This is a genomic window from Salinivibrio costicola subsp. alcaliphilus, assembly GCF_001996185.1.
GTDB classification, from domain to species: Bacteria; Pseudomonadota; Gammaproteobacteria; order Enterobacterales; family Vibrionaceae; genus Salinivibrio; species Salinivibrio costicola.
Genome location: NZ_MUFR01000003.1, coordinates 83628 through 108735, shown reverse-complemented (window position 1 = coordinate 108735; position 25108 = coordinate 83628). Strand labels below are relative to the sequence as shown.

Genomic DNA, 25108 nt, shown 5'->3' with positions numbered 1-25108 from the left:
GTAAGAGCGGGAAGGAAACCTAATTTATACGGTTTGGCTAAAATTTAACCATATTGTTTTGAGCGGTGATAACGTTTCTAAACAGGATCTGCGTTTTTAAACAGAGCCTAAGTTTTTAAATAGAGCCTAAGTTTTCAAACAGAATCTTAGCAAATATGCGATACTCGCGAGGCGAAGCGCCTGTTTCGTTGAAAGATCTTGCTTGGTTGAAACATAGCGCGGTCGCGTAACAGGGTTGGCGCGGCATAAACAGGGTGGCGTTCACAGGAGAGTAGTCGTGATCACGGTAGACAAACATGAAGGGCTGTCAGTCAGGATAGCGGTGCTTAATGAAGAAGTGAGTGCGCAAGAGGTGGCATTCTACCTTTTCGTGCCTGGCGAACTGAAGTTTGGTAAACATGTGCTGTCTGAAGACGATTTTTACTACCGCGTGCTTGCTAATAGTCGTACTTATTTCACGTCCCGCTATCACTTACCGCTCGTTCATGCCCGTCTAGCCAGTCGCGATAAACTTCCTACTGAGCAATATCGCGTCAGCTTGAGTCTTTATGCCTATCAATACGCCTTGTCACTGGAAAAAGCGACGCATGACTTTTTTGAGTCCGTATCAGGGCTTGATGACGCTGATGCTCTTGAGCAGTTAGAAGATACCATTGAAATGGCGGTTGAAATTTTGCGTCGTTTACGCCGCTATAAACCGCAAGATACCAAACTGCTCAAGTACTATCATAACATTGATAATTACTTGTCATGGTTGACGGAACAGCGTTTCCTCTCGCTACTTGCGCATATGCCACGTGGGAACGTGTATAAAACGGTCCGTCAACAATTGATTGAGCTATGTCAGGCTGAAGAGGCGCATCGACTGGTTAATCGCTATAACTCGGATAAAGCGGTGCGCGATCCAACGCGTATGGTCAATAAGATGCGTTTAGCACGCCGATTGATTGAATTTCCTGTCACGATTCGACAAATTCCACAGGCTTTGGGCAAAAATCTGAATAAGCTTGCTAAGGCTTCAGCGACCGCGTTTGTGATGCTCTTTGTGACCACGGTGATTATTCATGCTCGTCAGTATCTGGGAGAAATCACGTTGTCTTTTGTGCTTGCAATGGCAGGGATCTATGCATTACGTGAGATCTTTAAAGATGATTTGCGTGAAGCGCTTTGGCGGTGGATCCGTAGAGGTCGCCCCAAATGGCGTAAGCGCTTTATTGATCCGACGTCGAATAGGCAAATTGGACGACAGCTTGAATGGCTTGATTACCTTGACTATAACACCTTACCTGATGAGGTGAAAAAGCTACGCCGTGGTAAATTGCGTCAGCGAGAAGAAGCGGTTGTACGACTTAAGGTAAAAACACAACTAGAAACGACCCGTTTTTTATCGGGATACGACACCACCAGAGATGTATGGAAATTTGACTTTCGCTCTTTTTCTCGGTTAATGGACCGCGGTAGCCAACGCTTGTATCGCCTTAATGAAGGACAAGTGCTAAAAGATTCGGTGGAAAAACGGCATCAATTTAATCTGATCAGCTGCCAACGGATTAAAGGTCAGTCAACCGTTTATCAGCGCTGGAAAATCACAGTAAATAGGTCAAAAGTTGTTGATATTGAAGAGGTTTTTGATTGATTGCTTGGAAAGTAATACGTTCTTCTGGTTCAGGTAGTCAATACAAAATGCATAAAAGTCTATTGCTGATAGGGGTTTGGCGAAAAAATAACCCTGAAACTCATCGACCCCCATTTGCTGAAGGCTGGTTAACTGCTCCCTAGTTTCAACTCCCTCGGCGACCACATGGATACCAAGTTGGTGGGCCATGTGGCAAATGGTATCAACGAGCACTTGCTGTCGTGTTATATCTGCCATGCCAGTGACAAATGAGCGATCGACTTTGACTTTGTCGAAGCTTAAATGATTGAGCACTGCCATGGACGACCAGCCGGTTCCAAAGTCGTCAAGCGCGATACGGATCCCGACATCACGAAGCTGGTTCATCAAAAGACTGAATCGACCGATATCATCAATGGTCATTGTTTCTGTGACTTCAAAAATGAGTTGTTTGCGTTGTTCTGGGTGTTTGGCGAAAATCGTTATTACATCAGCAATTAAAGACTCATTGAAAAATGAATCGGAAAGGTTAACGGCGATATCAATATGCGTATTGATACTTTGCCATTCTGTATTGAGCGCGAGATGAACTTGTTGCAGTATCCACGTACCTAAGCGCTGCCCGAGCCCTGACTCTTCGGCGACATTTACGATAAGTTCCGGGTTAATTGGCCCGTACTCAGGATGATGCCAGCGAACTAAAGCCTCGCAACCTAATCGATTTGGATCCGCCGATACAATAGGCTGAAAAGCGACATAAAGTGCATCTTGGTATGGGTCTATCAAGTGGGCCTTTAATTCATCGCGGAGCCTACGACGTTGTTGCGCTTCTTGTTCATACTCCGTTTTAAAGGTGTCAATACTGTCTTTCGTGACAGGCGCTTGTTTGGCTCTCATTAAGGCAAGGTCAGCGTTATTAAGCAACTCATTGGCAAACTGCCAGTGACTGTTTCCTGAGTGGGTATCAACATCAAGACTTTTTGCGATACCTATTGCCAAGGACAATCGATGGCCTGGATAAATACTGTCAATAGCACGACGTAGTGAGTCACATAATGGTTGGGTGAAAAAGCTGAGATGACGACCATCCGAGTAAGCAAGCACTGCAAACTCATTGCTACTGACACGCGCACATGGATACCCATAAGGCAAACAAATGCTGTTTAACTGACTGGCAAGTTTTGTTAATGCCTTATCCCCTTGCTCATACCCCATCAAATCGTTGATGTCTTTAAAACGACGGATATCTATCAACAGTAAGGTATGTATACGGTTTTGCTGGACCGCTTTATACAGGCAGTCCAGAAGATAGTTTCGGTTGGGTAAGCCGGTGAGGCGATCCTGCCACGCCAATTCTTGTTGCTTGCTGCTATTGCGATACAGGCGAAACGCGAAAAAAATCAATACTAATGTGAGTATGAACATTGCAGCGTACATCACTTTGATTTTCTCATCGAGAAATGCGCGCTGTTCGATGGAGGCTGGACCCGTAAAGTTATTCACCATCAAGTTACGAATTTGGGGAAGCACAATGTCTATTTCATTGAGCAAATTTTGAAGCCGTTCTCGATCACCGTTTAACACAGCCTGCTCATGCCGTTGAATGAGTCGAAAAGCGCGCTCCACAATAGGTTGGGCATTGAAAGCGCGTCGCATTGCCGCTGTTTCTTGACTACTTAAAAATGTATCGTACCGACTCCATAAGATGTCATAGGTAAGAAGCAGTGATCGTCTTGGGCTTGAATCCTCGACAAGATAGAGTGCCAAGTCATTTCGAAACTCGAGGGTCTCTAATTCCATTTGGGCAAGTGCCCAGGCAGACAGCTGGGTATGAAGTGTTTGTTTCGTATAAGCTTGATGAAATTGATAAAGCGCCGTCGCGGTCAAGAGTAGAGCCGTGAAGACAAACATAACAAAAGCAATAAGAGGGCGCTTTACCATTCGACTTTGTACCTCATCAACTCTCTATCTCAAGTGGTGTTATCGGCTGTTTTTCGCCGCATTGTGCTTTTTAATATAGGCGCTGGACGCTACTCTTTTAACACTTCAACACGATTGACTTGCCATGCCATTCGGCTGTGTAGTACTTCATTTTCAAGTTGGCTAAAGGCCGAGAGTGGATAGATAACCCAAATGGGACCTTTGTCTCGAACCCGCATCCAGTCGCCATTCTTTTTAATCGCGAAGATGGGATTATATTTTTTGATATCGTCTCTCGGAATTGTCGCCCAATAATCATTCAGCGCATAGGCTTTGAGGCTATGTGCGGGCTTATTCACCGTTTCTAACAGTTTTTGGGCAGAGACACCAAGAAAAACCTGTTCTCCTTCGGTCCATGGCGTTTGTGTTTTGATCGTGCGATCCGCCAGCTGAATGAGTTGTTCACGGGTTAGCGTTTGTTTTGCTACGTCACCGGATATCTTCAGCATTGGCGTAGCTTCAACACGTGATGCTAGCAATGCCAAGAATACTGTCGCTATCAAAAGAAAGTGTGTGCTGCGCTTTTTATGCGACTGTGTCGTTGCACTCTCGATGGTTACCATGTTGTTCCTTCCTTGTGCTGTTATTTTTTAAACCTAGCTTGAGCGGGTAACTTCCTCAAGAAAGTACGGATAAATCGCTAACATGCCCTCAGTTATTATATAGAACGTAATAGAATATAATTCTGTTAAAGTTTTTATTTGTGCGGGTATTATCATGTCATTATGTTTTATAGTCGTGATAATGACTTATATTTTCCATTTTAACGATTTTTTATACCAATAAAGAGCTCTGACATGAGAAATCCTCATTTTTCTACCCTTGCTGTTCATGGTGGTGATCAAACCGACAAAGGTCACCATGCGGCTTTTACTCCGATTTATACCGCCAGTAGCTTTATTCAGCCCGATCTGAGCCATCAAGCAGACTTTGGCTACTCCCGTGTTGGCAATCCAACACGATATGCTTACGAGAGTGCGTTGGCGGCGCTCGAGCAAGGCTGTTATGCGACCGCGACGGCCTCGGGGATGGCTGCGACAGCCTTGGCCTTAGAACTGCTACCCGCAGGCGCGCACATTATTGCGATGCGTGGTGTGTATGGGGGTACACATCGCTTGTTCGACAAACTCCGCGCCCGCAATAACGGACTCAGTATCGATTATGTTGATCTCAATGACTTGGACGCCGTGGCGGCAGCCGTCAAACCAAGTACTGCCATGGTTTGGATTGAAACTCCGACGAATCCCTTGTTAGAACTGGTTGATATTGCTGCGATTTGCCAGTTTGCCCGCGAGCATGCCTTATTAACCTGTGTGGATAACACCTTTGCGACCGCCTGGAACCAAACGCCACTGAGCTTGGGGGCGGATATTGTGATGTTGTCGACCAGCAAATACATTGGTGGGCATTCTGACATGATTGGCGGCGCGCTGGTCACCGCAGATGAAACCTTGGCGAAAAAAATTGATTTTGCCAAAACCACGGTCGGCGCAATTGCCTCACCATTTGATGCTTATCTCGCGTTACGCGGATTAAAAACGCTCGATCTGCGTATGCAGCGTCAATGCGATAATGCGCTAAACGTTGCGACCGCGCTGGAAAACCACCCTGCCATTGAAGCGGTTTTCTATCCGGGCTTACCGTCACACCCGCAACATGCGCTTTGTCAGACGCAAATGCGCTCAGGGGGAGCAGTCGTCACCATTCAGTTAAAAGGCACGCGGGTCGAAAGCGAGCGATTTTTAAGCCGCTTACGTTACTTTATCTTGGCGGAATCGCTGGGTGGTGTGGAAAGTATGATTAACCATTCAGCGTCCATGTCTCACGGCTCCATGAGTGAAGAGGAACGCGAGGCGATGGGGGTTTTCGATACCACCTTCCGGCTCTCGGTCGGCATTGAAGACAGTCGTGACTTGATTGATGATCTCCTGTATGCGCTCGATCAGGAGGCATCATGACCGATTATGGCGTCTGGACGGTGGTGACGCCCCTGGTCACGATTGTGCTTGCGGTGGTCACGCGTCAGGTCATTCTGTCGCTACTGACAGGGGCGATGGTGGGTTATACCGTGATCGCCAATTTCAATCCATTCGCTGGCGTCGCCAAGGCACTGGATAGTTATATTGGTGTGTTTGCCAGTGCGGGAAACACGCGCACCATCTTGTTTTGTTTTATGGTGGGTGGATTAATTCGTCTTATCCAAGTCACTGGTGGCACGCGGGCCGTGATTCATGCGCTCACCGAGCGTGCTCAATTGGTGAAAAATCCGATTGCGGTGCAGTTGCTCGCGATGGTCACCACCATGCTGATTTTTATTGAAAGCTCCATTTCCATTATGTCAGCGGGGACGGTGAGTCGTGATTTAGCCGATCACTATCGCGTCTCTCGCGAGAAGCTCGCCTATGTGATCCAGTCATCCTGCGTCGCGACCTGCTCTAGTGTGATGATCAATGGTTGGGGTGCCGCGATGATGGCGATTATCGGCGTGCAAGTCAGCAAAGGTTATGTTGAAGGGGAGCCCTTCAACATTCTATTGCACGCTATTCCTTACAACTTAATGGCGTGGCTCTCCTTGCTAGCAGTGCTGTTTTATGTGCTCACTGGGGCGAGTTGGGGGCCAATGGCGAAAGCTGACCAACGTGCAGCAGCCGGGCAAGTACTGCGTGAGGGCGCCTTTCCTATTGCTGGCGATCATCAGCGCGATGATGAGCCGCTAGGCAAAGTGAGCTATTTTGTTCTGCCGTTACTGAGCACCATTTTAATGGTGCCGGTGGGCCTGTTTATCACCGGTAATGGCGATATTGCCTCTGGATCTGGCTCGACTGCTGTTTTTTGGGCGGTGATGGGAGGGACTGCGGTCGCGATGGCTTTCTTTATCGGCACGCGTGTCTTGTCGTTAGATGCCTTTTTCCGCCACCTGTTAGCCGGATACGCCAATATGATGCCACTGGGGGCAATTATGTCACTGGCATTTTTGATGGGGGATTTATCGGCTGATTTGCATACGGGTAATTATATTACCCAAGTGATTGATGGCATTTTGCCTGCGGGATTATCAGCCGCTTTTGTCTTTGTGATTGCCGCTATCATGTCACTGGCGACCGGGACCTCGTGGGGCACGTTTGCAATCATGATCCCGATAGGTATTCAGGTTGGCGCTGCGGCAGGCATTGACCCGCACTTGATGATTGGCGCATCGATATCTGGGGCGATTTTTGGCGATATGACGTCACCAATCAGTGATACCGGCATTGTTGCGTCGATGGCAACAGGCAATGATCACGTTGATCATATCCGTACGCAATTTCCTTACGTTATGGTCGTGGGAGCTGTCAGCACAGTGGCATTTGCGGTCTTAGGGAGTATTTAAAGAGAGACTCCCCAAGCGATGGCGCGGGCGGTTGAATAACCTCAATGCAAGCGTTGTTACTGCATTGAGGCGAAAAGGCAAGCAGGGGCGTTGTCACCAAAAAAGCCCCCTCTAAACGATTGGCTAGATCTTGTTGATGATGGGTGCTGTTTGCTGATTTAAATACGCGATAATGTCATCCGATTCGTACATCCAGCGCGTGTCTCCAGCATCATCTTCGATACGCAAACAGGGCACTTTAATACGGCCACCACCTTGCTCAAGCGCTTGCCGTGCGGCCATATCACGTTTGGCATCTTTGACCGCCAAAGGTAGCCCTAGTTTGCGACTCGCCTGACGAACTTTGACACAAAACGGGCATGCAGCAAATTGATAGAGCGTGAACTGTTCTGACAACCGCTCAAGTGCTTGTGTTTGTTCGGCACTTAACTTGGGAGACTTAGGTTTGGTTAAGGCCTCGACAACGAGAATAATTTTTCCAAGGATCCAACGAATAACGCCCATATAACCTCCATGCGTTCAATAAAGCCAGAGTGTAACACGCCAAACACGTTTGCTCATCGTTAACATATTGTTCCTGTATGGAAATAAAGTGTTTCTACCTGAGTACAGAATCGCGTTGTGCCTCTCGATCGCGCTGTTAGACTATGCATGCGACAACCTCACGATAAAAAGCAAACGATTACGAGTACCCTATGATACTGCAAGCTATTGACTTCCAAGCACCGAATGCGGAGCAAGCATTTGTTGAATCTTTACGTGAAACAGGCTTTGGCGTTCTTAAAAACCACCCGCTACAACAGCAGCGAGTCGCTGATATTTACCAAGAGTGGGAAGGCTTTTTTAACACCGAGGAAAAGCACGATTTCACCTTTAAGTCAGACACGCAAGATGGCTTTTTCCCCGCTAAAATTGCGGAAACGGCGAAAGGCCATACCAAGCGTGATCTAAAGGAGTTCTTTCATTATTACCCTTGGGGGCAGTGTCCTGAAGCGCTTGTTGATAACCTGCAATCTTATTATCAACAAGCGACCAGTTTAGCTGAAACCTTGTTGTCTTGGGTTGAGCGTCAATCGCCTGTCAGCGTCAGTGAGCACTACTCACAATCACTGTCGAGTATGATTGCGGGGAGCGAACAGACGTTACTGCGCGTATTACATTATCCGCCGTTAAACGGTGATGAAGAACTAGGTGCAATCCGGGCCGCCGCGCACGAGGACATTAACTTGCTCACTATCCTTCCGGCGGCGAATGAGCCGGGCCTGCAGGTGAAAGCCAAAGATGGTAGTTGGTTGGATGTACCGTGTGATTTTGGCAATTTGATTGTCAATATTGGTGATATGCTGCAAGAGGCATCGGGCGGCTATTTTCCATCAACCACCCATCGCGTGATAAACCCTGAGGGGGCAGATAAAACTAAAGCACGTATTTCCTTACCACTGTTTTTGCATCCCAAACCAGAAGTGGTGTTGTCTTCTCGCCACACTGCGAAAAGCTACTTAATGGAACGTCTGCGTGAGCTGGGCGTGATTTAACCTTAGGCCTCCAATAGCTGCCGAGATAAGATATTGCCTCGGCAGCGTTAAAACCCTATCGTTCGTCCTGATACGGTCACCTAAAACAAGTACGAGCATAGTTTTAAGGGGAAGGCGTCAGTTTCAATAAACTCCCGTTACTTCTGTCTGTCAGTAACAATATACTGCCATCGTTTGCTTGGATAACATCACGAATACGACCAAACTGACCATCAAGCATCCGCTCCTCATGAATCACTTTGCCATCTTCCAATACTAGCCTGACTAATAGCCCAAATTTTAAAGAGCCAAGCAGCAGGTTGCCTTGCCACATTGGGAAGCGATCACTGTCAACCATGATCATGCCTGACGGTGCAATTGACGGATCCCAATAATAAACCGGTTGGCGCATCCCTGGTTTTGATGTCCCCTCTCCGATTTGTGTGCCCAGTCCATAGTTAACGCCATATGTTATAGTCGGCCAGCCATAGTTTTCACCGGCGAGGATAACGTTGAGTTCATCGCCACCTTGGGGACCGTGCTCATGTGCCCAAATACGTGTGCCTGTGTTATCGAGGGCGATGCCTTGGATATTTCGGTGCCCGAAGCTAAACACCTCCGCACGTTTGTCATCCGCCTGTAGGAAGGGATTACTCTTCGGCACTGTACCATCAAGATTAAGACGCACGAGCGTGCCCAGATGATCGTCGGCAAATTGCGCGCGATCGCGGTGGCCACGATCGCCGAGCGTGATATATAGGTGCTCAGAAGTAGCCAATAAACGACTGCCAAAATGGCGCCCGCCACTGCGTTTGGGAGAGGCTTTAAAAATAACACGACTGTCAATGAGTACATCTTTAGACAGTGTGGCCATTATAACCTCAGTACCGGCTTGTCCTCGCTCGTCGACGGCGGCATAGGAAAGATATAAACGCTGGTTGGTCGCAAAATCAGGTGCCAAGGCGATATCTAATAGTCCCCCTTGCCCCTCTTGAAACACGTTTTTTGGGGTGCCTAAAATGGAGACGACCAGCCCATTGGGTGTCAGCCGTTTAAGCTTGCCGTCACGCTCGGTAATCAGTAGATCGCCATCCGGAAGCTCAGTGATCCCCCATGGATGAGAAAAGCCGGATTTCAGTGTTTCGACACGAAGGCTCACCGCCTCCGTGTTGATGGTTTTTGCCTCTGCAGCCCCTATTGTCCCAAGAAACAGAACGACCAAGCACAGTGAATGCGACAAACGCATTGCTCACCTCCCATTAATGTGTGCGTAGTTTTTCGTACAAGCGGTCTTTGAGGTGCGCGCGCTGTCGTTTCATGGCAGTAAAGATGTCGTCGCTGGTGGGGATTTGGTTCATCTCTAAACCACGAATATGGTGATCGAGTTGATGATAGCGTTGCGCATCGAGCTGAAACGCGGGGTCATATTGCTTAAGGTGGTGGATACGATCGCGATGCTCCGGGAAATCAAAAACGAGTGCGTGGTTTTCTCCTTGCATACAGCCTCCTGTTATCGGCCTGCCTTTTATAAGGTTAGGCCTGCTTACCGCGATTATCCAAATTTCATCGATGATAATCACGGTGATGTAGTAGGCGAGCTGTCTAGGTCTTTGTCTTTTCGGGAAAAGAGACGCGTTGACCATCGGTCTTCAGAAGGCTAATGGTGCGTGGAGAGCCATCTTCATTCAAGGTGACCAATCCTACGGCGCTGGCATTGACGAGACGCTTCGGGCCTGGCGTATCAGGGTCGCGCCGATCAATGCGCATACGCTTGCGTTTAGTGAGCCAATTCAGTGGAGACAGTGGGCTGAATAAAACGCGATCGCACCACTCGCAAAAGCTCAGAAGTGGCTCGGGGAAGCGGTTTTTGAAACCACTGGCAGTTATTTGCCACAAACGCGGACTATGGGTGCGAAATCGGATTCGAATATCATAAGCAAACGAGTAATGCACATCCCCAGATAAAATCACGTAATTGGTGGGCGTACGTTGATGACGAAAAATACTGAGTAGCGTATTGGCACTCCCTGGGTGGGCCATCCAGTTTTCGGCATCGACGACAGTCGGCGCGCCTAGCCAGGTCGCAATTCGCTGTAATACCTCGATAAATTTAACGCCAAACATGGGAGCGGCAGAGACGATCACCGCGCTATCATGCCTTAACAGATCATGTTGAAAATCCATCAGTGCTTCCCAGTCCATCAGGCCCGACGGTTTATTCATTCGTGACTCGGATCGCCAGCGACGAGTGCGTGTATCTAACACAACAAGATGTGGCGTGGTTGGTACCGTGTAATGCCAGTGCTCAAAGCGCAGACATTGCTCCACCATAGCCTGGTGCGTCTCTGTTTGTGTGTCCAGGTCGCAAACACTAATGGGCTGATAGGCGCTTTGGCGGGCGGTAGTGAGAAAGTCTTGGCCAAAGTTATCGGGCGCATTGCCCCAACCTTGGCACAACCAGTAAGCCATCAGACCATTGCCGATAATGCGACGAGAAAAGGGATTGAGATACGCGGCCTGCTCCCAACCGACGGTGATATTCCAATCATCCGTGATGTCATGGTCATCAAAGATCATATAGGTTGATAGATGTGCGAATAGTCGCTGCACACCGGTTAAACCGGAACGAAAGGCATTGAGTGCGAGTGTTTCTTGTTGATAGCGTTCGCGTTGACTGTCGGTAAGTTGACTGGGGAGATGAAGATGAGGTCCGTCTGTTAGCGTCCAAGAAACGGGAGCCCAAACCAGCAAATACATGGCGACGTGTTCTGCAAAGCTTATCAAGTGATTGGAGACGGTTTTGGAGGTAAAAATAGGCTGTGGTTGACCAAACAGTCTCTCTAAACGGCCGCCCTTTTCCGCGCGCTGGCTAGGGAGGAGCTTGCCACGTTGAACATAGCTGTCAGGATGTGTATCCAAGGCACGGCAGTCGACAATGGGCGCGGCCTCGAAATACTCATTTTTAAGACCTAATACGGCAATTAACCGGCGAATACGCTGCAGCATCGGCGTGGCGACGTCATCGGCGTAGATTTGATCCCCACTCATAATCAACATATTGGGCCAGTGTGGTATGGGGGTCGTGGCCAAATGTTGGTCGAGAGTGACGAGGGCATCATCGCAGCGATGGTGGGGATGTCGGCATGAGCCATGTGCGATGTGGGTGGCTTTTGAGGGAATACAAAAAGAGGGCGCTTGCTCGTTGTCATACAAGATATCCGGTTGGATGTCCGCCATTCCCCTGTGGTTGATCTGTATATCGTATGACAACGGGAGATCGACGGGAAACCCATGAGCCGACCGGAAATGATGAAGCACGACCCACGCACGCTCGCCAAGACGAAACCAATGTCCGGCTGACAATGGCATGGATGCTAATATCTGGTTGTGCTGATAAACTGACACGGTGCCATCTTCGGGCTTTTGTGTTAGCACTGACCATAACGTCACTTCATGCTGTGTCGTACGCCGTAGCATGGGGCCGGCAATAAAGAGTGGGAGCGATGCGTCTTTATCCAATGTCTCTGGGTCCTCGAAATCAGCTACTGGGCTACTGGGTTGTATATTTGTACTTTTACCTACGTGAGTGCAAAGAAGATAGTTTAATCGTCTGATTTGTTGCCTTTTTAGCCATTCGAGCCGAGTATGTGGGGATTTATTGAAAAAAGGGTTGCACCGAGATAATGGATTGCCTATCATCTCGCTCGTTGTCGAAAAAGACAATTCCCCCATAGTTCAGTTGGTAGAACGGCGGACTGTTAATCCGTATGTCACTGGTTCGAGTCCAGTTGGGGGAGCCAAATTTAGAGAAAGCGCTAGTCGAAAGACTGGCGTTTTTTTTTTGGCTTTTGTCACGTATTGTCAAACGCCACGCTAGGTAGCGTGGCGTTTGCACTTTCTGCCATTAATTTTGCGTTATGTATAGATTACGGGTGTACCGCAATTTATTCGGGTTCTCAACGTTATAACCGCCTACTTTAGGGCTTTTAATCACACTACGTGTGTAGAAGTACAGCGGAATGGCTGGCATGTCGCGAGCAAAAATACGCTCGGCTTCTTGATAGTAATCGTTGCGTTTTTCCGGGTCGACGACCGTCAAAGCCTGATCCAGCGCGTGATCATAATCTTTATTCCCCCAACTGGTTTTATTCATACCGTCACTACTGAAATAGCTCAAGAACGTCGATGCTTCGTTATAGTCACCAATCCAACCGTCTCGGGCGACATCAAAATCTTTTTGCAGCACTTTTTGTAAAAAGGTTTTCCACTCTTGGTTGGCTAAGTTGACATCAACCGGGAGGTGGCGTTTCCACATCGAGGTTACTGCCAGTGCCAGTTTTTTGTGTGACTCCATAGTGTTGTAAACCAGTTCAAACTCCAGTGGATTGTCTTGCGTAAACCCGGCTTCCGCCAATAAGGATTTGGCTTTTTGATAGCGCGCATCCTGACTCATTTCCGCCCATTCAAGCTTGGGTGCCTCAAAGTGGTTAATCGCTGGTGGGGTAGCGCCATACGCAGGAATTTGGCCTTGGCCGAGAATAATATCGGTGATGATGTTTCTATCAATGGCATAAGATAAGGCTTTGCGCACTCTGACATCGTCAAAAGGGGCCTTTTCGGTATTAAATAAGTAATAATAGGTTGCCAAAGACGGCATGGTGATCAATTCATTAGGGCGTTCTTTTTTGATTTGATCATACGCTTCCAAAGGGAAGCTCGAGGTGATATCGATCTCGCCGGTACGATAACGGTTATATTCAGCATTGACATTACTTGATGCAACATACGAAGTCTTATTAATCACTGTTTCTTTGTCGTTCCAATAAAGCGGATTTCGCTCAAGATCAATGCGCTCATTAATGACCCAGTTAGTGAGATTGTAGGCACCCGAGTTCACCATATTGTTGGGGCGAGTCCAGCTGTCACCAAACGCTTCAAGCGCATGCTGTGGTACTGGATACGTTGATGAGTGAGTCAGCATATTGGGGAAGTAAGGCGTACGACGTTCCAGGGTAAACTCAACCGTGTGATCGTCAATGGCTTTAACCCCGAGTTGCTCTGCTGGCTTTTCGCCGTCAGTGATCGCTTTTGCGTTCTGAATATTGGCGGTCCCTAAATACCAAGCGTAAGGCGCACCTGTAACAGGATCGACGACGCGTCGTAAGGTAAAGATAACGTCGTCGGCCGTTATAGGCTCACCGTCTGACCATTTCGCATCACGTAGATGAAACGTATATTTAAGTCCATCGTCACTGATTTCCCAGTCTTTCGCCAGGCCGGGCACAACCTCGCCTTCTGGATTACGAATCATTAACCCTTCAAATAAATCGGAGATAATTTTATTGCTGGCGGTATCGCTGGATTTGGTCGGGTCTAGTGTTGGTACTTCACCGGCGACGCCCCAAATGAGGGTCTGTTCATTAGCGAGGGTGACATTCTCTGGCACTTGGGCGGCAAACGCTGAACTGCATAATGTTAACGCCATGGCACTGGCGAGTATCTTGATTTTCATAAGCCTTCCTTGGTTGAGTGTTTTGTTAATAAATCTTAACAATCAATAGATTAACCCTAATTGCTGATGAAATAAAACCTAGATGAAAGAAATATGATGCGCGTTGGTGACAGCAATAAAAGGTGACACCTCGCGAGCAGCATTAAACAGGGGTTTAAGCGATTAAAGCAGCATGATCGTTGGTCTTCCTGGTGTTTGTATGGCTAAGTTGTCATGCTTTTAGCATAGAAACACGATGACTTGCTAAGCTCGTTGGATTATGCGAGCCTCAAACATTCATCTTAAATCAAATAAAATCAAGGCAAGGAACTGCTTCTGACTGTTACAAGGAGAGTAAAATGAAAGTGTACGGACATCCGCTGTCAATAAATGTTCAGAAAGTGATGTGGTTGATTGAGGAGCTGGATTTAAGTATTGCGCTAGAAGAAGTCGATATTCGTCATAGCCATCGTGACGCACAAGCCATCGCTGAGCGTTGTCCGATGCAACAAACCCCCGTTTTAGAAGACGGCCCGAATAGCGTGTGGGAGTCACATACCATATTGCGCTACCTCGTTGCTTGTTATGGTAACAAAATGTGGTATCCGGATTGTGCGTTTCAACGATCATGTTATGAACGCTGGATGGACTGGTGTCTCTCCTCATTCCAACCCGTTATTAAAAGGGCGTTATTCTCTTCAGCCTCTGACCACCCACATGCTATGTCTTCACAAGCTATGTCTTCACAAGCTATGTCTTCACAAGCTATGTCATCACGAGATATGCCATCACGAGAAAAGGCGCTAGAGCAGTGTCGTTATCATCTGGAACGAATCGATGAGGTACTGGCGGAGCAAAAATATCTCGCATCAGATCGCATAACATTGGCTGATATTGCGATAGGAAGTTTGATCCATAGCTTGCATAATGAGGCGTCTTTAACCTTGCCACCTAATATCTCTCGCTGGTATCAGCAGTTAGCTGATTTGCCAGGCTATCAGCGTTGGATCATGCAAGCAGAGTCGACTCTGCCTGCATAATACAAGCCTTAACACTGTCTTTGTTACAGTGTTTTTAGGGGGCCGACCACGCATAACGCATTCTGGTAGCCGGGTTGCTGCTCAACTTGCTCCAGATAGCGAAAAATGTTGGCGTGATGTTCGGTATGAAGCTGTGGGCGCGCTGCCAATAATGGAAAACTCATTTGAATATCGGCCGCTGTGATTTGGTCCCCACAGAGCCATTTATGATGCGCTAAATGATTATCTATCATAGCGAAATGGTCGTGTAACTGCGGCGTCAGGAACTGCTGCTTCACACCATCCATCAGCTTCCGGGCTAGGGGCCGAATAAAAAATGGCATGGGAGATTCTGGAATTTTACTGAATATCAGAGACATCACCAATGGTGGCATCAGAGAGCCTTCGGCATAATGCATCCAGTATCGATAGAGGCTCTTCTCTGTTTTTGTTTCAGGTATTAAGCTGCCATCCCCGTATGTATCTAACAAATATTCAATGATTGCGCCAGATTCCGCAATCACAATGTCCCCGTCTTCGATCACGGGCGCTTTCCCCAAGCTGTGTATTTGTTTCAACTCACGCGGTGCGAGTTTGGTTTTTGGGTCACGCTGGTGGCGAACCAACTGATATGGAACCGCCAAAGACTCCAATAACCAAACAATACGCTGAGACCGCGATTGCTCTAAATGATGTAAAGTAATCATATCGGACCGTTTTAGACTGTAATTTAAAAACTAGGCTCGGGATAACGTACGACTCTAATGCTGATTCGATCAATAATGGTTGGCAGATCATTGGGTAAGAGCGGGAAGGACTTGTCCTTCGATACGAAGATCCGGACTGATTTCTTGAATATTTGTACCGCGAATATACAGATTGCCGCCGATATAGATATCGTCAGGAATAGCGTTTATCGGTGAGTTCGTGAGGTATAAATTGCCTTCAACAAATAGACGCTGAGGGAGCGCTGTCAATGGCGTATTGACCAGGCTTAAATCGCCTCGCACCACGAGGTTAGGGGGCAGACGCGTTATTTGTGTATTGGTCAGGTTAATATAGCCACCGACTTTCATCCTCGGTAGCTGCTTCAAAGCGGTATTGGCCGCGTTAAAATACCCGCCCACCTCTAATCCGCGAGGTAGCCGTACAATATCACTGGCTTCAATATCCAGGTACCCTTTTGTTTTGAACCCTGCAGGGAGTGCTGTAATCGGCGCAAACCGCAGTTTTACGTTACCGTAATTATCTATGTAGCCGTGGAAGCGAAGGTCTTGTACAAACTGGCTAGCGGGCTCATTCATTGCCAATGTCGGATAGACAACTATCATTGGAGTGATCAACAGGCAAAATCTGACAAGAAGTGCGCGCATAAGAGTAGGGCATAATGGCTAGTGTTTGGACCAATGTAGAGCGTTTTGGCAGATATTCAAGCTGGTTGAGCTAGGCAATCATCGAAAATGTGGTTTGCTGCGTATGATTTTGCAACATTTATCTTGCAACACTTATTATGACAACGAGGTGCCAGTGAAGAGCACGCACTATAAAACTTTGCGCTTGGTGCTGGGCGATCAGCTCAATGCGAGCCATTCATGGTTTAAACAGACCGATGACTCTGTGCTTTATTTGGTTGCGGAGCTTAACCAAGAAGCCACCTATGTCAGGCATCATGTCCAAAAGGTAAGCGCATTCTTCGCGGCGATGGCGGCCTTTTCCCATGCACTTGAGCAGGCGGGTCACCATGTCTGTTACCTCACTTTAGATGACACTCAACGCTATCAAGATTTACCCGCGCTAATAAGTGCTTTGTGTGAACATTATCAGGTAAACACCTTTGCGTATCAGCGGCCGGACGAGTATCGGCTTTCGCAGCAACTCATCGCGCTCAATCTCCCCAATAAAGTGGCAATCCAATGTGTTGATACAGAGCATTTTTTATTGCCTTACGAGCATATAGCGACTCAGTTTACGGCGAATAAACATCGTAAAATGGAGTATTTTTATCGGGATATGCGTCGCCAGTTTGGTGTCCTGATGGACGGTGATGCGCCAGAAGGAGGACGCTGGAATTACGATCAAGATAATCGTAACAAGCTCAAAAAAAGCGATTTAGCTGCCATTCCGTCTCCCTTAGTATTCAGTAACGATGTTCGCGATATTTTAGCTCGTATCAAACGGCATAACGTTGCGACGATCGGTGAACCTGCACCAGACCTACTCTGGCCTGTGACACGTTCACAGGCGAAAGCCTTGTTGGATCACTTTTGCCGTCATTGCTTGCCTCTGTTTGGTCAGTTTCAAGATGCCATGACGGGTCGTAGCGATCACCAATGGAGCCTCTATCACAGCCGTTTGTCGTTTGCACTGAATGCAAAGTTACTTCATCCCATGCAGGTTATTACCGTCGCGATTGAGTATTTCCGACATAGTGATGCCATCAACCTGGCGCAGATCGAAGGCTTTGTGCGTCAAATTTTAGGCTGGCGGGAGTACATACGTGGCGTATATTGGGCAAATATGCCTGCTTATGCAGAGAAAAATGTCCTCGAGGCAAATCGACCACTCCCGCGTTATTTCTGGGATGGGCAAACCAAAATGCGCTGTTTGTCTCAAGCGGTGACCCAGTCATTGCAAACGGCCTACGCACACCATATTCAACGACTCATGGTAACGGGGAACTTTTGCTTGCTAGCAGGTATTAACCCAGATGCCGTTGATGACTGGTACTTATCAATTTATATTGATGCGATAGAATGGGTTGAGATGCCTAACACTAGGGGGATGACGCAATTTGCTGATAACGGGTTGGTTGGCACGAAACCCTATGCGGCTAGTGGCGCTTATATTAATCGCATGAGTGATTATTGCGGCGATTGTCATTACTCAGTGAAAGAGAAAGTGGGGGATAACGCGTGTCCACTGAATGCACTTTATTGGCATTTTATGCAGCGTCATCGCGATCGCTTTAGTCGAAATCCAAGAATGGCCATGCCTTACAGAAACTGGGATAAAATGGACGCTGCCCAGCGCGAGGCCATGCTTGAGCGTGCAGACTATTTGCTTGCTCACCTCGATAACCTCTAGTGTCGGTGGTCAATACCTCTTTATGGTGCGCTTACTGCCAATAAGCGCACTGTGTTGTGTCACTCTTGACTAATCACCGCCGCTATTGGGTGTTTGGCACCACTTGAATCTCAACCCGACGATTCAATGCGCGATTGGATGCACTGTTATTGGCAACGAGTGGACGTGTTTCGCCAAATCCAGAGGTATAAAGGCGCGCATTGTCGATAGACTGGCTTGCAAGATAGCGTTTAACGCTCATCGCACGTCGCTCAGACAAGCCTTGGTTGTATGAGGCTGCCCCTGTGTTGTCGGTATGGCCCTCAATGCTTAAAAAGGTTTTGTCGTATTTGCGCATGACGTTGGAAACCGCATTGAGGGTGGGATAGAAGTCGGCGGCGATAGCATCTTGATCCAATCCAAAGGTAATATTCGATGGCATGATCAAACGAATGTTATCCCCTTCTCGCACTACTTGAATGCCGGAACCTGCCAATTCTTCACGGAAAGCCTGCTCTTGCTTATCCATATAGTTGCCCACCGCGGCACCACCGATCGCGCCAATGGCCGCCCCGATGAATGCGCGTTTATCTTTGTGGTTGGAGGTGGACTTACCCGCAATCGCACCGGTGATCGCGCCAATGGCCGCACCTTTTTGGGCATTCGACATGGATTCACAGCCTGTTAATGCCAGTGAGGCAGTCAAAACCGCAACCGCAGTCAGTTTATATTTTGTTCCCATTGTGTTCTCTCTATCACAAGTTAGCGATGACTCTACTCTATTGCATGTTAGACATTATTCTTCAAGAAAGTGTCAAAAAAATGATTTTCTGCTGATGTTTTAAACACAATGGACTCCGTCGCAGACACAACTCTCAGTTTTGTCTTTTATTTTGTTTATCTTGCCTAGCAAATTGCGCTGGATCAAAATGTGACGAACTAATGGCGTGTTACAAAATGGCATCAAAAGGGGAAAGCACTTTCTGCTAAAACCTCTGTTATCCCTACAAAAGGAGTCAAGGATCATGTCGAGCACTTTCTTTATCCCAGCGGTTAACCTTATGGGTGCCGGATGCCTTTCAGAAGCCGCAGACGCTATTCAATCGCATGGATTTAAAAAAGCCCTCATTGTCACCGATAAGGTGCTGAACGAAATTGGTGTCGTCAAACAAATCGCGGCGTTACTGGATAGTCGCCAGGTTGACAGTGTGGTGTATGACGGTACTCAGCCTAACCCAACAACCGGCAATGTGGCGCAAGGCCTTGAGCTTTTGCAAGCGAATCAATGTGACTGCGTGATCTCTTTGGGTGGCGGATCGCCGCATGATTGTGCGAAGGGTATCGCTTTAGTTGCCACGAACGGCGGCCATATCAGTGATTATGAAGGTGTCGATCAATCGGCGAAACCTCAACTGCCACTGATTGCGATCAATACAACAGCCGGCACGGCATCTGAGATGACGCGTTTTTGTATTATTACTGAAGAAGAACGTCATATTAAGATGGCGATTGTCGATAAGCATACCACGCCAATTATCTCGGTGAATGATCCTGAGCTTATGCTCGCGAAGCCAGCTTCACTGACTGCGGCGACCGGAATGGACGCGTTAACTCACGCCGTTGAAGCGTATGTGTCAACCGCCGCGACACCGATCACGGATGCCGTCGCGCTCAAAGCAATGACCTTGATTCAAGAGCACCTTCGTACCGCCGTGGCTGACGGACAGAATATTGAGGCACGTGAACAAATGGCTTATGCGCAGTTTATGGCCGGTATGGCATTCAATAATGCGTCGCTCGGCTATGTGCATGCCATGGCACATCAGCTCGGCGGGTTTTATGACCTCCCTCATGGTGTGTGTAACGCGGTATTGCTCCCCCATGTTCAGCGCTATAACGCGCAAGTCTGTGCAAGTCGTTTACGCGATGTGGCAACTGCGATGGGCGTTGATACCGAAAACATGACTGAGGATGAAGGTGCGAAAGCCGCAATCCAAGCGATTCAGTCGTTGTCAACGGATGTAGGTATTCCTGCAGGTCTGAATGAATTGGGCGTTAAACAATACGATATTGATGTGTTGACGGAAAATGCGCTCAAAGATGCTTGCGGGTTTACCAATCCGAAGCAAGCAACCCATGAAGAAATTGCTAAAATTTTCATGGAAGCCATGTAATCAGCCGCTAAATCGATATTGAAGAACAAAAGGCCTGAGCGATCAGGCCTTTTTTAATCGGCGTTAATCGCTTCTGTCTTCCACTTCGACGATTTGGTTTTGGCAAGTCTGACCACTTAGTACGATCTGAATGTTCGCCAATGTGGTCTCGGCAATGTTGTGCAGTGCTTCTTTGGTTAAGAAAGCCTGGTGGCCGGTAATCAATACGTTGTGGCAGGCTGAAAGCCGACGAAATACGTCATCCACAATCACATCATTCGATTTATCTTGGAAAAAGAGATCGCGCTCATTGTCGTAGACATCTAAGCCTAATGAGCCAATTCGGCCTTGTTTGAGTGCCTCGATGGCCGCGACAGAATCAAGAAGCTCGCCCCGACTGGTGTTTATCACCATCACACCGTCTTTCATTTGATTGAATGCGTTGGCACTAAGTAAATGGTAGTTCTCTTTAGACATGGGGCAATGCAAAGAAACCACATCACTTTGCGCATAAAGCGTTTCTTTTGAAACATATACCGCCCCCAGTTCAAGGGCCTGTGGGTTTTGGTAGGGATCGTGGCAGAGTAGACGCATCCCTAGGCCGTTGAGAATGCGCATGGTCGCAATACCAATTTTTCCTGTGCCAATAATCCCCGCTGTTTTGCCATGAAAGTTGAAGCCGACTAAACCCTCAAGCTCAAAGTTCGCGTCGCGGGTACGTTGATACGCTTTATGGAAACGACGATTAAGACACATCATCATGCCAACCGTGTGCTCGGCGACCGATTCAGGCGAGTACGCGGGCACGCGCACAACCGTGATCCCCAGTGATTTAGCTGCGTCGAGATCGACACGGTCGTAGCCAGCGCAACGCAAGGCTACGAGAGAAGTCCCTGCCTTTGCGAGAATTTCAAGTACGGGGCGAGACAAATCATCGTTTACAAACGCACAAACCACCTCGGCACCTTGCGCCATTTTGGCTGTTTTGTCAGTGAGTTGGAAATCATGAAACTCAAACGTGTACGCAAATGCGTCGTTGACATGAGTAAAGGCGGCCTTGTCATAAGATTTCGCGCTAAATACGGCAATGGTCGTCATTAAATAGCCTCCGGTTTAATCGGGGGAGGTGAATGGTCTCTATCAATAACGTGATTTTGATCAGAAATAAACCCCAAAAAGTGTGTGTTTATGGTCGAATCATAGCCACTAACCTTTCACGCATCTATGCACCTATTTTTAACACCAATATGCCGACCTAAATGAGCCAATCAGAATGATTTTCACTACTGAAACACATCGTTGCACCACCAAACGTGCAGCAGTATCCTAAAAACACAATGAGTGAGGGAGTCCCCATGTTTACCGGAATTATTCAAGCGGTGGCAAATATTGACGTTTGTCGCGATCACCAAGGTATCCGAACGTTCGATATTCGCTTCCCAGATGGCTTTTGTGATGGATTAGAAATTGGTGCCAGTGTCGCCATTGATGGCGTATGTTTGACGGTCACTGAGCGATTAGAAGCGAATCTTGTGCGCTTTGATGTGATGCTACAAAGCTTAGCGATAACGACGTTACGTTCGTTTAATACTGGCGATAGCGTGAATGCGGAGCGAGCAGCGAAAGATGGCGCAGAAATCGGCGGACATCCGTTATCGGGGCATGTGGATTGCTGTGCTTTAGTGCATGACGTGCTGTTTCAAGAGGAAAATTGTCGATTGCGATTTTCCTTAGCAACGTCATGGATGCGCTACATCTTTGCCAAAGGTTATATCGCTATTAATGGTGCAAGCTTGACCATTGCCGACGTAAACAAGGATGAAGGGTGGTTTGACGTTTGGTTGATCCCAGAGACGCGGCGAATGACAACGTTCGAGCGAAAGACTGTCGGTGATTCCGTTAATATAGAAATCGAGCGACAAACCCAAGTGATGGTGGATACCGTGCGTGATACGTTGAGCGAAAAGCTTGGCCCCTTACTTCCTGTGCTCGAATCGTTAGCAAAGGAGAAAGGGATCGATCTTGATACACTTGGGGTCTCAATGCCAACCTCTCGATAACAAAAAGATAACAACAAAGCGCGCTCCTCAACGATCACTGCATGGATATGAGGGGCGCCAAGCCTTGCCATCCCTAGCTTTCTAGCCATCCCACTGTGTGTGCGCATTTTGTGCGCGAACATGCTCAAATAATGATGTAGTTAACAAAAATGTCAGTATTAAGTCATAAAATTATGCTCGAACGCTCATTTTTGTTGTGAGTTTGTTTTCGAGATGCTGTGATTATGCAAAATGGTAGTGTGGTTTTGAACGTGTACCCCTACTAATAGTGACAAGGATAATCATCATGAAAAAAGCATCGTCGACTCTATTAGGCGAGTGCGTGTCCGAGTTTATCGGCACGGGCTTGCTCATTTTCTTTGGCGTGGGTTGTGTGGCAGCGCTGGTACTGACCGGCGCGGACTTTGGTCAGTGGGAAATCAGTATCGTCTGGGGCTTTGGTGTGGCGATTGCCATTTACTGCACAGCAGGTGTCTCAGGCGCGCACATTAATCCTGCCGTTACCATCGCTCTCGCGGCCTTCCATGGTTTTGATAAAAGTAAAGTGGTTCCCTACATTATTTCGCAAATGCTTGGTGCGTTTGCGTCCGCCGCACTTGTTTACAGTCTATATAGCAATCTTTTCGTCGAGTGGGAGTTAGCCAATAATGTTGTTCGGAGTAGCCCCGAGGCCTTAGCAACCGCAGGTATCTTCTCAACGTATCCGCATCAAGCTCTGTCTTTCATGGGTGCCATGGCGGTTGAATTTGTGATCACAGCGGTGTTGATGTTTGGCATCTTAGCGCTAGGCGATGAAAATAATGGCGCTGCACGTGGCCCAATGAATCCATTACTCATCGGTATTTTGATTGCGGTTATCGGTGGCTCGTTAGGTCCATTGACCGGTTTTGCAATGAACCCTGCGCGTGATTTCGGTCCTAAACTATTTGCCTTCTTTGCCGGATGGGATTATGCCCTGACAGGCGCACGCGATATTCCGTACTTTATTGTGCCCATTGTCGCACCAATTTTAGGGGCCTGTTTCGGTGGTTGGCTGTATCCAAAAGTGATTGCCCCATACCTGCCTCAAGAGGGCCATGGTTGCACCATTCCTAACCAGTGTGATGATGAGGAGCTGGAGCTGGCTGAAACCGAGACGCAAAAAGTAAACGCATAAGTAGCATGGGCGCGTTAGTGCGCCATAACGACTAAAATATAAGAGATAGAAGGAAACCCGATTATGTCTGCGCACAAATATATCGTTGCTCTAGACCAAGGTACTACCAGCTCACGCGCCGTCGTCATGGATCATGACGCGAATATTGTGGGTGTGTCTCAGCGCGAATTTACCCAGATTTATCCTCAAGCCGGTTGGGTCGAGCATGATCCAATGGAAATTTACGCGACACAAAGCTCCACCTTAGTTGAGGTGTTGGGCAAAACGGGTATCCGTAGTGATGAGATTGCGGGTATCGGTATTACAAACCAGCGTGAAACCACGGTAGTCTGGAATAAAGAAACCGGAAAACCTGTGTACAACGCGATTGTGTGGCAATGCCGTCGTACCGCCGACATCTGTGATGACTTGCGCGAGCGTGGTTTAACTTCATATGTTCGCGATAACACTGGGCTTGTACTTGATCCGTATTTCTCAGGTACAAAAGTGAAGTGGATTTTGGACAACGTCGAAGGCGCGCGAGAGGACGCAGAAGCGGGTAAGCTATTGTTTGGTACCGTGGATACCTGGCTGGTCTGGAAAATGACCCAAGGGCGTGTGCATGTGACGGATTATACCAATGCGTCACGAACTATGTTGTTTAATATCAATGATATGTGCTGGGATCAAAAAATGCTCGATGAGCTCGGTATCCCCGCTTCAATGTTACCTGAAGTGCGTCGCTCTTCTGAGGTATATGGGCAAACGAATATCGGCGGTAAAGGCGGGACACGTATTCCAATTGCTGGGATCGCGGGTGACCAACAGGCTGCGCTATTTGGTCAAATGTGTGTAGAAGCCGGACAAGCGAAAAATACCTACGGCACAGGGTGCTTCTTGCTGATGAATACAGGGCAAGAGAAAGTTACGTCTTCTCATGGCCTGCTGACGACGATTGGTTGTGGTCCACAGGGTGAACCTTCTTATGCGCTTGAGGGCGCGGTCTTTATGGGCGGAGCCTCTATCCAGTGGTTACGTGATGAGCTTAAAGTGCTCGAAGACGCGCATGATTCTGAGTATTTTGCCACTAAAGTCGATACGTCAAATGGTGTTTATGTGGTCCCGGCTTTCACGGGATTAGGCGCCCCCTACTGGGATGCATATGCCCGCGGTACTATTGTAGGCTTAACGCGCGGTGTGAATTCAAACCATATTATTCGAGCAACATTGGAAGGGATTGCTTACCAAACTCGTGACGTATTGGATGCAATGCAAGCCGATTCAGGTATCAAGCTCGCGGCGTTACGCGTGGATGGTGGTGCCGTTGCCAATGACTTCTTGATGCAATTCCAAGCCGATGTGCTTAATACGGAAGTTCATCGTCCCGAAGTGACCGAAGTCACGGCGCTGGGCGCAGGTTATCTTGCGGGGATGGCTGTTGGTTTCTGGGGTAGTCTGGATGAGTTAAAAGACAAAGCGAAACTCAATCGTAGCTTTGAGCCTCATCAGGATGAAGAAAAGCGGAACCGTCGTTACCGTGGTTGGAAACGTGCGGTAAAATGTGCTCAGGCATGGGCACAGCTTCATGATGAGGAAGAAGACATTTAATTACGTCTAAACCGAGTTATCTTCAAAAGGCGCGTTTTCGCGCCTTTTTTTATGCCTGAACGCAGACGGGTGAATTCTGCTTTATTGAATAACAGAGTGA

General features: G+C 47.9%; 21 protein-coding genes and 1 tRNA gene. 11 read left to right on the top strand and 11 right to left on the bottom strand.

Annotation, left to right across the window (positions count from 1 at the left end; all coding sequences use genetic code 11):
• Positions 1 to 277: 277 nt before the first annotated feature.
• On the top strand, positions 278 to 1636 hold the full coding sequence (locus tag BZJ21_RS01840) for a hypothetical protein (protein ID WP_077576138.1): 1359 nt from the start codon (positions 278 to 280) through the stop codon (positions 1634 to 1636).
• On the opposite strand, the gene BZJ21_RS01835 is transcribed toward BZJ21_RS01840, so the two are convergent.
• Together BZJ21_RS01835 and BZJ21_RS01830 are read right to left on the bottom strand one after the other, a co-directional pair.
• A complete protein-coding gene (locus BZJ21_RS01835; RefSeq protein WP_077668986.1) occupies positions 1601 to 3556 on the bottom strand; it encodes a putative bifunctional diguanylate cyclase/phosphodiesterase in 1956 nt (651 codons plus the stop codon). The two genes, BZJ21_RS01840 and BZJ21_RS01835, sit on opposite strands and share 36 nt — an antisense overlap.
• An 89-nt stretch (positions 3557 to 3645) precedes the next feature.
• Positions 3646 to 4158 (bottom strand): hypothetical protein, encoded by a 513-nt coding sequence (locus BZJ21_RS01830; RefSeq protein ID WP_077460873.1) that lies wholly within the window; start codon positions 4156 to 4158, stop codon positions 3646 to 3648.
• Positions 4159 to 4392: 234 nt separating this feature from the next.
• Here BZJ21_RS01830 and BZJ21_RS01825 point away from each other — a divergent pair, with 234 nt between their 5' ends.
• Both BZJ21_RS01825 and BZJ21_RS01820 read left to right on the top strand, forming a co-directional pair.
• Positions 4393 to 5553: a trans-sulfuration enzyme family protein gene (locus tag BZJ21_RS01825; protein WP_077668985.1), complete on the top strand. Its 1161-nt coding sequence runs from the start codon at positions 4393 to 4395 to the stop codon at positions 5551 to 5553.
• Positions 5550 to 6965, top strand: coding sequence for a Na+/H+ antiporter NhaC family protein (locus BZJ21_RS01820; RefSeq protein WP_077668984.1), 1416 nt, complete (start codon positions 5550 to 5552; stop codon positions 6963 to 6965). Before BZJ21_RS01825 ends, BZJ21_RS01820 begins: the two co-directional genes overlap by 4 nt.
• A gap of 123 nt (positions 6966 to 7088) precedes the next feature.
• Here the strand turns inward: BZJ21_RS01820 and BZJ21_RS01815 are convergent, their stop codons facing one another.
• On the bottom strand, positions 7089 to 7469 hold the full coding sequence (locus tag BZJ21_RS01815; protein WP_025744879.1) for a glutaredoxin family protein: 381 nt from the start codon (positions 7467 to 7469) through the stop codon (positions 7089 to 7091).
• A gap of 191 nt (positions 7470 to 7660) precedes the next feature.
• Between BZJ21_RS01815 and BZJ21_RS01810 the strand changes: the two genes are divergently transcribed.
• Positions 7661 to 8500 carry a 2OG-Fe(II) oxygenase family protein gene (locus tag BZJ21_RS01810; RefSeq protein WP_077668983.1) on the top strand — a complete coding sequence of 280 codons (840 nt, stop codon included), beginning with the start codon at positions 7661 to 7663 and terminating at the stop codon, positions 8498 to 8500.
• Positions 8501 to 8603: 103 nt separating this feature from the next.
• Here the strand turns inward: BZJ21_RS01810 and BZJ21_RS01805 are convergent, their stop codons facing one another.
• From BZJ21_RS01805 to BZJ21_RS01795, 3 genes are all read right to left on the bottom strand, one after another.
• Positions 8604 to 9725, bottom strand: a complete 1122-nt coding sequence (locus tag BZJ21_RS01805) for a PQQ-dependent sugar dehydrogenase (RefSeq protein ID WP_077668982.1) — start codon at positions 9723 to 9725, stop codon at positions 8604 to 8606.
• A gap of 13 nt (positions 9726 to 9738) precedes the next feature.
• Positions 9739 to 9978, bottom strand: a complete 240-nt coding sequence (locus tag BZJ21_RS01800) for a YdcH family protein (protein WP_025744348.1) — start codon at positions 9976 to 9978, stop codon at positions 9739 to 9741.
• 103 nt (positions 9979 to 10081) lie between these two features.
• The gene (locus BZJ21_RS01795; RefSeq protein WP_330359238.1) at positions 10082 to 11998 is read right to left on the bottom strand and encodes an alkaline phosphatase D family protein; all 1917 of its coding nucleotides are present in this window, start codon (positions 11996 to 11998) and stop codon (positions 10082 to 10084) included.
• Between the two features lie 205 nt (positions 11999 to 12203).
• Here BZJ21_RS01795 and BZJ21_RS01790 point away from each other — a divergent pair.
• Positions 12204 to 12279, top strand: a tRNA-Asn gene (locus BZJ21_RS01790).
• 104 nt (positions 12280 to 12383) lie between these two features.
• Here the strand turns inward: BZJ21_RS01790 and BZJ21_RS01785 are convergent.
• The gene (locus BZJ21_RS01785) at positions 12384 to 13991 is read right to left on the bottom strand and encodes a peptide ABC transporter substrate-binding protein (protein ID WP_077605502.1); all 1608 of its coding nucleotides are present in this window, start codon (positions 13989 to 13991) and stop codon (positions 12384 to 12386) included.
• Positions 13992 to 14329: 338 nt separating this feature from the next.
• Between BZJ21_RS01785 and BZJ21_RS01780 the strand changes: the two genes are divergently transcribed.
• Entirely contained in the window at positions 14330 to 15010 is a 681-nt protein-coding gene (locus tag BZJ21_RS01780; RefSeq protein ID WP_077668981.1) for a glutathione S-transferase family protein, read from the top strand.
• A gap of 23 nt (positions 15011 to 15033) precedes the next feature.
• On the opposite strand, the gene BZJ21_RS01775 is transcribed toward BZJ21_RS01780, so the two are convergent.
• Together BZJ21_RS01775 and BZJ21_RS01770 are read right to left on the bottom strand one after the other, a co-directional pair.
• Complete coding sequence (locus BZJ21_RS01775) at positions 15034 to 15696, bottom strand: glutathione S-transferase (protein ID WP_077460882.1); 663 nt, start codon at positions 15694 to 15696, stop codon at positions 15034 to 15036.
• Between the two features lie 87 nt (positions 15697 to 15783).
• Entirely contained in the window at positions 15784 to 16320 is a 537-nt protein-coding gene (locus tag BZJ21_RS01770) for a hypothetical protein (RefSeq protein WP_077460883.1), read from the bottom strand.
• Positions 16321 to 16516: 196 nt separating this feature from the next.
• Here BZJ21_RS01770 and BZJ21_RS01765 point away from each other — a divergent pair, with 196 nt between their 5' ends.
• Positions 16517 to 18073, top strand: a complete 1557-nt coding sequence (locus BZJ21_RS01765; RefSeq protein ID WP_236719498.1) for a cryptochrome/photolyase family protein — start codon at positions 16517 to 16519, stop codon at positions 18071 to 18073.
• A gap of 82 nt (positions 18074 to 18155) precedes the next feature.
• Here the strand turns inward: BZJ21_RS01765 and BZJ21_RS01760 are convergent, their stop codons facing one another.
• Positions 18156 to 18794, bottom strand: coding sequence for an OmpA family protein (locus tag BZJ21_RS01760; RefSeq protein WP_025744343.1), 639 nt, complete (start codon positions 18792 to 18794; stop codon positions 18156 to 18158).
• A 283-nt stretch (positions 18795 to 19077) separates the two neighbouring features.
• Here BZJ21_RS01760 and yiaY point away from each other — a divergent pair, with 283 nt between their 5' ends.
• Entirely contained in the window at positions 19078 to 20226 is a 1149-nt protein-coding gene (yiaY, locus tag BZJ21_RS01755; RefSeq protein WP_077668979.1) for an L-threonine dehydrogenase, read from the top strand.
• 63 nt (positions 20227 to 20289) lie between these two features.
• Here the strand turns inward: yiaY and BZJ21_RS01750 are convergent, their stop codons facing one another.
• Complete coding sequence (locus BZJ21_RS01750; protein WP_077668978.1) at positions 20290 to 21303, bottom strand: 2-hydroxyacid dehydrogenase; 1014 nt, start codon at positions 21301 to 21303, stop codon at positions 20290 to 20292.
• Positions 21304 to 21560: 257 nt separating this feature from the next.
• Here BZJ21_RS01750 and BZJ21_RS01745 point away from each other — a divergent pair, with 257 nt between their 5' ends.
• From BZJ21_RS01745 to glpK, 3 genes are all read left to right on the top strand, one after another.
• Entirely contained in the window at positions 21561 to 22265 is a 705-nt protein-coding gene (locus BZJ21_RS01745; protein ID WP_025744340.1) for a riboflavin synthase, read from the top strand.
• Between the two features lie 286 nt (positions 22266 to 22551).
• Positions 22552 to 23421: an MIP/aquaporin family protein gene (locus tag BZJ21_RS01740; RefSeq protein WP_025744339.1), complete on the top strand. Its 870-nt coding sequence runs from the start codon at positions 22552 to 22554 to the stop codon at positions 23419 to 23421.
• Between the two features lie 63 nt (positions 23422 to 23484).
• The gene (gene glpK / locus BZJ21_RS01735) at positions 23485 to 25008 is read left to right on the top strand and encodes a glycerol kinase GlpK (protein WP_077460889.1); all 1524 of its coding nucleotides are present in this window, start codon (positions 23485 to 23487) and stop codon (positions 25006 to 25008) included.
• Positions 25009 to 25108 lie beyond the last annotated feature (100 nt).